The organism is Micromonospora sp. NPDC005413 (genome assembly GCF_040606435.1).
GTDB lineage: Bacteria > Actinomycetota > Actinomycetes > Mycobacteriales > Micromonosporaceae > Micromonospora.
The window spans coordinates 60,621-69,772 of sequence record NZ_JBEXEV010000037.1; the positions used below are offsets into that span (position 1 = coordinate 60,621).

General features: G+C 72.1%; 12 protein-coding genes. 7 read left to right on the forward strand and 5 right to left on the reverse strand.

The window, feature by feature from the left end; translation table 11 throughout:
• Window positions 1-19: 19 nt before the first annotated feature.
• Window positions 20-421, reverse strand: coding sequence for a helix-turn-helix domain-containing protein (locus ABZS37_RS28180; protein ID WP_355173849.1), 402 nt, complete (start codon window positions 419-421; stop codon window positions 20-22).
• A gap of 77 nt (window positions 422-498) precedes the next feature.
• Here ABZS37_RS28180 and ABZS37_RS28185 point away from each other — a divergent pair, with 77 nt between their 5' ends.
• From ABZS37_RS28185 to ABZS37_RS28205, 5 genes are all read left to right on the forward strand, one after another.
• Window positions 499-1,431, forward strand: coding sequence for an NADP-dependent oxidoreductase (locus tag ABZS37_RS28185; RefSeq protein WP_355173851.1), 933 nt, complete (start codon window positions 499-501; stop codon window positions 1,429-1,431).
• A gap of 87 nt (window positions 1,432-1,518) precedes the next feature.
• Window positions 1,519-2,583 (forward strand): LacI family DNA-binding transcriptional regulator, encoded by a 1,065-nt coding sequence (locus ABZS37_RS28190; protein ID WP_355173853.1) that lies wholly within the window; start codon window positions 1,519-1,521, stop codon window positions 2,581-2,583.
• A 2-nt stretch (window positions 2,584-2,585) separates the two neighbouring features.
• Entirely contained in the window at window positions 2,586-2,789 is a 204-nt protein-coding gene (locus ABZS37_RS28195; RefSeq protein WP_355173855.1) for a hypothetical protein, read from the forward strand.
• A gap of 122 nt (window positions 2,790-2,911) precedes the next feature.
• Window positions 2,912-4,366: a protein kinase gene (locus tag ABZS37_RS28200; protein WP_355173857.1), complete on the forward strand. Its 1,455-nt coding sequence runs from the start codon at window positions 2,912-2,914 to the stop codon at window positions 4,364-4,366.
• Between the two features lie 33 nt (window positions 4,367-4,399).
• A complete protein-coding gene (locus ABZS37_RS28205) occupies window positions 4,400-5,041 on the forward strand; it encodes a histidine phosphatase family protein (protein WP_355173859.1) in 642 nt (213 codons plus the stop codon).
• Here ABZS37_RS28205 and ABZS37_RS28210 read toward each other — a convergent pair.
• From ABZS37_RS28210 to ABZS37_RS28220, 3 genes are read right to left on the reverse strand one after another with little or no spacing between them, the layout of a single operon-like run.
• Window positions 5,031-5,165, reverse strand: a complete 135-nt coding sequence (locus tag ABZS37_RS28210; protein WP_355173861.1) for a hypothetical protein — start codon at window positions 5,163-5,165, stop codon at window positions 5,031-5,033. The two genes, ABZS37_RS28205 and ABZS37_RS28210, sit on opposite strands and share 11 nt — an antisense overlap.
• 9 nt (window positions 5,166-5,174) lie before the next feature.
• Entirely contained in the window at window positions 5,175-5,675 is a 501-nt protein-coding gene (locus ABZS37_RS28215; protein ID WP_355173863.1) for a DinB family protein, read from the reverse strand.
• 50 nt (window positions 5,676-5,725) lie between these two features.
• Window positions 5,726-6,166, reverse strand: a complete 441-nt coding sequence (locus ABZS37_RS28220) for a VOC family protein (RefSeq protein WP_355173865.1) — start codon at window positions 6,164-6,166, stop codon at window positions 5,726-5,728.
• A gap of 210 nt (window positions 6,167-6,376) precedes the next feature.
• Here ABZS37_RS28220 and ABZS37_RS28225 point away from each other — a divergent pair, with 210 nt between their 5' ends.
• Window positions 6,377-6,745, forward strand: coding sequence for a nuclear transport factor 2 family protein (locus tag ABZS37_RS28225; protein ID WP_355173867.1), 369 nt, complete (start codon window positions 6,377-6,379; stop codon window positions 6,743-6,745).
• A gap of 176 nt (window positions 6,746-6,921) precedes the next feature.
• Here ABZS37_RS28225 and ABZS37_RS28230 read toward each other — a convergent pair whose 3' ends face one another.
• Complete coding sequence (locus tag ABZS37_RS28230; RefSeq protein ID WP_355173869.1) at window positions 6,922-7,674, reverse strand: carbon-nitrogen hydrolase family protein; 753 nt, start codon at window positions 7,672-7,674, stop codon at window positions 6,922-6,924.
• Here ABZS37_RS28230 and ABZS37_RS28235 point away from each other — a divergent pair.
• Window positions 7,673-8,455 carry a DedA family protein gene (locus tag ABZS37_RS28235; protein WP_355173871.1) on the forward strand — a complete coding sequence of 261 codons (783 nt, stop codon included), beginning with the start codon at window positions 7,673-7,675 and terminating at the stop codon, window positions 8,453-8,455. The two genes, ABZS37_RS28230 and ABZS37_RS28235, sit on opposite strands and share 2 nt — an antisense overlap.
• Window positions 8,456-9,152 lie beyond the last annotated feature (697 nt).

Sequence of the window (9,152 nt, forward strand, 5' to 3'; positions counted from 1 at the left end):
AGGTTGGCCCCGGCCCACGTCAGGAGCCCGACGCGTCGTACCGTTCGCGCGCCTCGTGCACCTCGGCGATGTGCGTCTCGGCCCACGCCTTGATGGCCCGCTGCACCGGCAGCAGGCTCTCGGCCAGCGGCGTCAGCCGGTAGTCGACCCGGGCCGGCACGCCTGGGGTCACCGATCGGCTCACCAGGCCGTCACGCTCCAGCTTGCGGAGCGTCTGGGTGAGCATCTTCTGGCTGGCCCCGGCCACGGTACGGGCCAGCTCGCTGTGCCGCAGCGGCCCGTCGGCCAGTGCGCTCACCACCAGGGTCAGCCACTTGTCGCTGAGCGTCGCCAGCAGTTCGTGGCCCGGGCACTCGGCGAGGAACGCGTTGTACCGGCGCCGTTCCTGCTCGCGGCGTTCGCCGGCGGTCATGGTGGCCATCGTGTACCTCCCGGGTACCCAGGGCACCCGAAGGTGCCTCCTTCCCGCCGGAGACTAGCGCTCCTAGCGTCGCTGGCATGAGAGCTGTGATCGTGCGCCGGTTCGGCGGCCCCGAGGTCCTGGAGATCGCCGAGATGCCCCGGCCGGAGCCGGGATTCGGGCAGTTGCGGGTGCGGGTCGCCGCCGCTGCCGTCAACCGGATCGACCTGTCCACCCGCAGCGGCGCGTTGAGCGCGGCCGGGCTGCTGCCGCCGCTGCCCGTCGTGGCGCTCGGGTGGGACGTCGCGGGGGAGGTGGATGCGGTCGGCCCGGGGATCCGGCGGTTCGCGGTGGGTGACGAGGTGATCGGGCTACGTGACCTGCTCTCCGCGCCGGGCGCACAGGCCGAGTGGGTGGTGCTCGACGAGGGTGCTGTCGCACCGGCTCCGCGTACGGTCGCCTCGGAGTTGGCGGCGACGCTGCCGCTGATCGGTCTCACGGCCGTCCGTTCACTCGCCCTCGCCGGTCTGGACGCCGGGCGGACGCTGCTGGTCACGGGGGCAGCTGGTGGAGTGGGTGGCCTGCTGCTCGAACTGGCGGCGCTGCGCGGTGTCCGGACCGTCGCGGTGGCCGACCCGCGGGACGAGGAGTTGGTGCGTGGGCTGGGCGCGGACTGGTTCGTGGCGCGTACCGACCGGCTGGGCGCGGCGGTGCGCACGATGGTTCCGGGCGGGGTGGACGCGGTGATCGACGCGGCGGTCATCGGCGTCGCCGCGCATGAGGCGTTGCGGGGCGGGGGAACCTTTGTCGCGCTGGTGGCGCCGTTCGCCCCGCCGCCGTTGCGGGCCACCAGGGTCGTCGTTCAGGAGGTCTGCGCCGACGGCGGCCAGCTGGCCGAGTTGTCCGCGCTGGTCGACGGCGGGCAGCTCAGCCTGCGGTTGGCCGAGCGGCTGCCGATGACCGAGGTGGCGGCGGCGCACGAGCGGGTGGCCGCCGGGGGCCTGCGGGGTCGTCTGGTGCTGGTGCCCTGAAGGTTCGGACGTTCGTATTGACCGACGCCGACTCGTCGCGCTAGTCTCTGTATCGATTCAGTCTAGATCGATACAGAGAGGTGCCGGGTGAAGCCAACACTGCAAGCCGTCGCGGACGCCGTCGGTGTCTCCCGCAGCACCGTTTCCAACGCCTACAGCCGTCCGGACCAGCTCTCCGCCGCGCTGCGGACGCGAATCCTCGACGCGGCCCGCCAGCTCGGCTACCCGGGCCCCAATCCCACCGCCCGCTCCCTGCGGCGCGGCTTCGTCGGCTCGATCGGGGTGCTGTTCACCTCGCAGATGTCGTACGCCTTCACCGACCCCTTCGCGGTCCGCTTCCTGGCCGGGGTCGCCGGCGCGGCCGAGCGGCACGGCACCAGCATGTTGCTGGTGCCGCTGCCGCCGGCCCAGACCGACGCCCGGCAGGCGGTGGAGAACGCCGCCGTCGACGGCTTCTGCGTCTACTGCGCCGCCGACGAGAGCTGGGCTGTGGAGGTGATCCGGGAGCGTGGGCTGCCATTTGTCACCACCGCCGTCCGCGACGACGCCGGTCTCGACGACCGGTTCGTCGGCATCGACGAGCGTGCGGCAGCCCACAGCGTCGCGGCGCACGTCGCCGGCCTCGGCCACCGCCGGGTGGCACTGCTCGCCGACGCGGTGCTGCCCGACGCGCCAGGCGGCCCCCTGACCCTTCCCGGGGTCGACCAGGTGGCGCACCCCACCACCCGCGGCCGACTCGCCGGGTTCGCCGACGCGTTCGCCGAGGTCGGTGTCGACTGGGCCGAGCTGACCCTGGTCAACGCCGCGGGCAACAGCCGGGCGGCCGGGGCCGAGGCCGTCGCCGGGCTGCTCGACCGGCCCACGCCGCCGACCGCCGTGCTGGCGGGCTCCGACGTCCTGGCCCTCGGGGTGCTCGACGCGCTGGCCCGCCGCCCCGCTGGCGAGCGCCCGCCGGTCTCGGTGACCGGCTTCGACGACATCCCCGAGGCCGCTGCGGCCAATCTCACCACCGTCCGGCAACCGGCCGAAGAGAAGGGCCGGATCGCCGCCGAGCTGCTGCTCGACCCACCTGTGGATGCTGCGGCCGGTCATGTGCTGCTGCCCACCGCACTCGTCGTCCGGGCCTCCACCGGACCTGTCCCAAGGAGTTGACCATGGAATTCCCAACCGGGTACGTCACTGCTCTCGACGCGATGAACCGGCACGTCAACTCGGCCCGACCGGACGCCCCGGTCCAGGCCGAGCGGACCCGCCGCGCGCTGCTCGCCCCGACCCGGCAGGTCACCGCCGTCGCCCTGCGTCGGCTCGCCGACCGGATCCAGCCGCGACCGCTGCCGGCCACCCCGCGCTGCTCCTGACCGGCCCGCGAGGCCCGGAGCCCCCCGCGCTACCGGCCATTTCGGTACGCAGGGGATGAGCCGGTAAGGACCGGGCGCCGCGGGTGGTCGAGTGGGACGCGGCCAGGCAGACTGGTGAAGCCATGTCGCCGTTCACGCCCACTCTCCGTCTCCACGACCGCTACGTACTGCACGAGCGGATCGGTCTCGGCGGCATGTCCGAGGTGTGGCGCGCCGACGACGAGGTCCTCGGCCGGCCGGTCGCCGTCAAGGTGCTCGCCGGGCAGCTCGCCGCCGACCCGCACCTGCGGGCCACCATCCGACGCGAGGCCCGCGCGGCCGCCCGGCTGACCCACCCGCACGTGACCCAGGTGTACGACTATGCCGAGGCGACCCTGGCCGGCGGCGTCGTGGTGCCGTACCTGGTGATGGAGCTGGTCGAGGGGCACAACCTGGCCGACCGGCTGCGCTCCGGGCCGCTGCCCTGGCCGGAGGCGGTCCGGGTGGCCGGGCAGATCGCGGCCGCACTGGCCGCCGCGCACCGCATCGGCGTCGTGCACCGCGACGTCAAACCGGGCAACGTCATGCTGACCGACACCGGCGCCAAGGTGCTCGACTTCGGCATCGCCGCGCTCGGCGGGCTCGACAGTCAGTCCGGCGAGCCGCTGATGGGCACGCCCGCCTACTTCGCCCCGGAGCGCCTCGCCGCCGGCCCGCCCGACCCGGCCAGCGACGTGTACGCCCTCGGCGCGCTGCTCTACCGCACCCTCACCGGGCAGGCACCGCTGCCCGTGCAGAGCTGGGAGGACGCTCTGGAGGTGCACCGGCGCGGCATCCCGGTGCCGCCGCTGCGGGTGCCCGGCCTGCCCGCCGACATCGCCGAGCTGACCGTCGCCTGCCTGGCCGCCAACCCGGCCGACCGGCCGAGCGCCGCGCACCTGGCCCGCCGCTTCGGCGCCGGCCAGCCGGTCGAGCCGCCCACCGAGCTGCTGCGCATCCTGCCGGCGGCCCACCCTCCCACCCTGATCGACCGCTCGGCGGGACGCCCCGTCCCGGTTGCCGCCGAGCCGGCCAGCCGCCGGTCCCGCCGGCCCCTCGCCGTGCTGGTCGCGTCCGGTCTCGCCGTGCTGGTCGGCCTCGGCGCACTGCTCACCCAGGGCTACCTCGGCACGCCGGGCGCACCCGAAACGCCTCAGATCGCCGCCCCGCCGTCGACGTCCGCCCCGGCGCCCGCACCCACCACGCAATCGCCGACGCCGACGGCACCGTCCTCGCCGTCGCCTGGCAACAGCACCGCGCCGTCGACCGTCGGGCAGCAGGTGCCGGTCAGCCTCCGGGAGGTGACCAGCGAGTTCGACGCCGTCCTCACCGCGGCGGTCGCCCGCGGCACCGTCGAGCGGAAGACCGCCGAAGATCTGCGCGACGACCTCGCTGACCTGAACCGGCGCACCAAGGATCGGGCCAAGAACGTCGCCGACCTGCGCGAACGCATCGCCGAGCTGGTGCAACGCGACCGACTACCAGCGCGGACGGGCGCCCAGCTCGACGCTCTGCTCTCTCAGGCGAGCAGCTTTTCCACCGGCCGTACGGACGACTGATATCCCCGTCGATGTCGCTGGCATGATGTCCCGATGCGGACACGTCTGATCTTCGTGCGACATGGCGAGTCGCTCCACCAGCTCGAAGGAATCGTGGGTGGGCCACGTGGTTGTCAGGGCCTCACCGCCCTCGGCCACGAGCAGGCACACGATCTGGCCAACCGACTGACCGGTGAAATTGCTGGCGACAGACCAGTGGCGGTCTACTCGTCCGTGCTGCGCAGGGCTGTCGAGACCGCGCAACCGATCGGCGCGGCGTTCGGCGTACGACCCGTGGCCGACTGTGGCCTGTGCACCTGGCACACACCCCCGTACGCCGACGGCCTGCCGACCACCCGCTTCCGCACGGAACACGCGGTAGCTGGTGGGGGAGTGTTCCGGCCCTTCGAGGAGGGCAACGAGAGCTGGGCCGAACTGGTGGTCCGCGTCAGCCGCGCGATCATGGAGATCGCACACCGGCACCGAGGCGCCACCGTGGTCCTGGTCGGCCACAGCGAGACCGTCGAGGGCGCGTTCCACGCGCTCGCCGCGCAGCCGATCTTTCGGGCGTTCGACCTGGACGTGCCCCCGGCCTCGATCACCGAATGGACCACTGACCACGACCCCGGCGGTTGGCCGCCGGCCCGTTGGACGCTACGTCGTTTCGGCGACATCGGCCGGTGGGCTAAAGCGTGATCCAGTACCGCCGTGCCGGGCCGAGTTCAGTGTCCCGACTGCCCTCGAGGACGCCGCCCCACTCGTCGTGCGCCGCCAGCCAGGCGGCGTGCAGGCGGACGGTGGGCGCGATCAGGCCGGGCATGTGGCGAGGCTATTCGGCGGCCACGAGTTGCTCGCGCAGGATCTCCGCGTGCCCGCAGTGCTGGGCCAACTCGCGCAGCGTGTGCAGGTACACCCAGCGCAACGGCAGCGGGCCCCGCCGGTTGCCGCGCAGCACGTCGTCCAGCCCCAGGGAGGCCGTCGCGCGGCGCGATGCCGCACACGCCTCGCGGTGTTCCCGCTGGACACTGGCGATCGTGTCGCCGTCGTTGAGGATGAACGACTCGTCCGGCGTCCCCGGGATGCCGATCTCCGAACGGGGCCGGCAGGAGACGGCCTCGTCGAACCACACCTTCTCGACGAACGTGGCGTGCTTCACCAGACCCAGCAGCGTCGTCCGGCTGGGCACCAACGACCGGCGCGCCTGCTCCTCGGTCAGCCCGTCCAGGTAGCCGTTGAGCGCGCTGCGGTGCTCGTCGATGAACGCCTCACACTGCACCTTCGCGGATTCACCGATGACGTCGATGGCGAAGGTCGCCGGGAAAGAAGTCATGGCCAAAGGATTCCAAGGTCAGCGACCAGGGGCAACCACCACGACGGCACTCAACCGAAGGAAATCAGGGCACCGCGCTCGTCAAAGCGGGCCGTGCCCGCCCACGCGAACTCCCAGCGGTTGCCCTCGGGATCGGCGATGTAGCCCGAGCGCCCACCCCAGGACCGGTCGGTTGGCTCGGCCACCACGGTCGCGCCCGCCGCGACCGCCGCGGCGAAGGCCACGTCGACCTCTTGCGGGGTGTCGACGTTGCAGGCGAGGGTGACGCCGGACCAGCCACCGGCCGGGTCCGGCACGCCGGGCGCCGCCTCAGCGGCCAACTCCGGCAGCGGAAAGAGCGCCAGTAGAACGCCGCCGAGCAGGAAAGCGGACCAGCCGTCGTCGCTGCCCGGCGACTCGGGCCAGCCCAACGACCGGTAGAACGATCGCAGCAGGCCCATGTCGCGTGTGCCCAGGGTGACAACGGACAGTCGGGAGGGAGGTGCGTCCATGACGCCGATCCTGCCTGGGGCATACGACATCCCCGAGTGCCACCGCTCCACGAACCTCAGAGGCCGGGCCGACGCACCCGCCTCGATCAACAGGTCGAGCTGACCGCACCGGCACACCGGCCATTACCTGCCACGTAATCGACAGCGCGCAAGGATGCCGAGATCATTTGTTCCAGAGGCGCCAACGCCCCAGCGGACAAGGAGAGATCCATGGCTACCAGCTTCAACGAACTGGCCGAGCGGTACATCGCACTGTGGAACGAGAGCGACCCGGTGCGGCGGCTCCAGGGCATCAACAACCTGTGGGCCGCCGAGGGCCGCTACGTCGACCCACTGACGGTCGCCGAGGGCCCGGAGGCGATCGACGCGACGATCGCCGCCGTGCGGAACCAGTTTCCCGGCATGACGTTCCGGTTGGCCGGACCGGTCGACGGTCACCACAACCAGGTCCGTTTCACCTGGGAGCTCGGACCGGACGACGTCGAGGCGCCGATCGTAGGCTTCGACGTCGCGACGACCGATGAGGACGGACGGTTGACGCAGGTTCTGGGTTTCCTGGACCGCGTCCCAACGGCGTAACCACCCGGAGACCCGACCGACCCTGACGAACGGAGCATCATGACGGCGGACAAGGCACCTCGCTGGCGAGGCGCTCCTGGTCGAAGGAGTCGAGCCCAACCACCGCTCATCGCGGATGGCGGCCGACCTGTTCAGCCGAAGGAGATGACGCACCGCCGCGACCCCGGCCGGAGCCGTCAGCTGATGCGGGCCCGGGTCAGGTCGCCCGGCTCGGTGCCCGCCTGGGCGAGGACGTCACCCTGGGGCGACCAGACGGCCGACCGTCCGGCCGCCTCGGTGTAACCACCGCCGGTCGACCCAGCGAAGCTCGCCATCGCCACCCAGACCCGGTGCGTCGTGGCGATCCGCTGTGCCCGCTCGTCCGTCACGGCGGCGTCGCGTGCCGACTCCAGCACGCCGGCCACGTACACGTCGATCCCCAGTGCGGCGGTCCGCGCCGCGTGCGCGGCGACGCCGGTGTCCTTGCAGATCGCCAATCCCACCCGCCATCCGTCCACTTCGAGCACAGTCGGCGCGTCGCCCGGCCGGAACCGGCGGGCCTCCGCGTCGCCCAGCCACATCTTCCGGTACGCCACCGTCACACCGTCGCCGGTCACGGCCAGCGTCGCGATGTGGTCACCGGCGACCGGTGCACCAGCCAGGGCCAGGGTGCCCATCTCGGCACACGCCTCGACCAGCGGCGCCAACCGGGCGTCATCAATCGGCACGACCGGGGCTTCCACCTCGTACCCCGTCAATGACAGCTCCGGAAAGACGACCACCCGGGCGCGCGCCGCGCGGACCGCGTCGGCGTGCGCCCGCGCGTTCTCCGCGACCTCCAGGGGTACGCACGGCGGCTGCGCCACCGCGAGCCGCAGCGGGCTGCGGGTGTCGTCGACCCGTGCGGCCGGATGGTCTTCTCTCAGGATCACTTCGTACGGTGTGCGCATGATTCGAACGTCCCACGCCGTGCTCGCCACCGGAACCCCCACCGCTGCGGCCGAACCGCCCCAGGATGGCATCGTCGGCTACGTCAGCGACCTGGTGGAACGGCTCGGCGGGCCGGGTGCCGGCCTGGCGGTGGCGCTGGAGAACCTGTTCCCGCCGATCCCCAGCGAGGTGATCCTGCCGCTGGCCGGGTTCGTCGCCGCGCAGGGCCGGATAAGTCTGGTGGGTGCGATCTTCTGGACGACGCTGGGTTCGGTGGTGGGTGCGCTGGCGCTCTACCTGATCGGCGCGTCACTGGGCCGCGACCGGATGCGCGCCATCGTGGCCCGGCTTCCGCTGGTGAAGCTCAGCGACGTGGACCGGACCGAGGCGTGGTTCCTCCGGCACGGCGTGAAGGCCGTTTTCTTCGGCCGGATGATCCCGATCTTCCGGAGCCTGATCTCCATCCCAGCCGGGGTGGAGCGCATGCCGGTGCGCACGTTCCTGCTCTACACCACGCTGGGCAGCCTGATCTGGAACACCACGTTCGTGCTCGCCGGCTACCTGCTCGGCGACAACTGGCACCTCGTCGAGGGGTACGTCGGCACACTCCAGAAAGTGGTGATCGTGGTCTGCGTGGCGGCGGGAGCCTGGTTCGTCGGGTCCCGCGTGCTGCGAGCCCGTCGTGCCGCCCGCACCCCCGAACCGCCCAGCCCTGAGTCGGCCCCGTTGGACGGTATGCCCGACCCGGCCGGTCGCGGCACCCTCTACCGGAGCGGCTCGTGGGCCCCCGACGAGCGCTAGCCGCGATCGATCACCCCCGCGCCGGGTGATTCCCCCACCTTTGTCCGCTTATGACCCGCGCCGGCGTGGCTGACGGGTTCATGATCGACACGACATCGGCGATGTGGGGGTTTCCGGGGTCTGTGATGCCGCGACATCGGCGATATGGAGTGGATCATGCCCGTGGTGGGTGTCTGAGGCGCCGCTCGCTGGGTTGTCTGGGTGGTTTGTCCGGTCCCGGCCGCCTCTGGGTTGTGACCGGTCGCACCCGTGGCCTGGAATCATGGCCGGCCCGGGGTCGTTACATACCCTGACGATCGCAGCACCACGGCCCGCCACCCCGCGCCTCGGGCTTGGAGCGCCGACCCCCGGGTTGGAGCGCTGAGCCCCGGGTTGGAACGCTGAGCCCCCGGGGTTGGAATGCTTGGCTCCGCCCGGTCGTTACGGTCCCTACGAACGACCGCCCGGTCACCGCTTCCTTGTGGGTGCCGGTGGATGGGCCACCCCCGGAATGACCCCGGCCCGCCGGTCGTTACATCTGGACCCGGCGCCATGAGCCCTCCGCTCGTAGGCCGCCGCCCTCGGCGCCCCAAGCCACCCCCGGCCCGTAGGCGCCGACCCTCAAAGACTTTTCCCCTGATTTTTGATGCGCCCGGACGAGGTGCTCACACCCCGCACGCCGGTTCCCCCTTTTGTGGCGGCTGGGTGTCCTTACCCC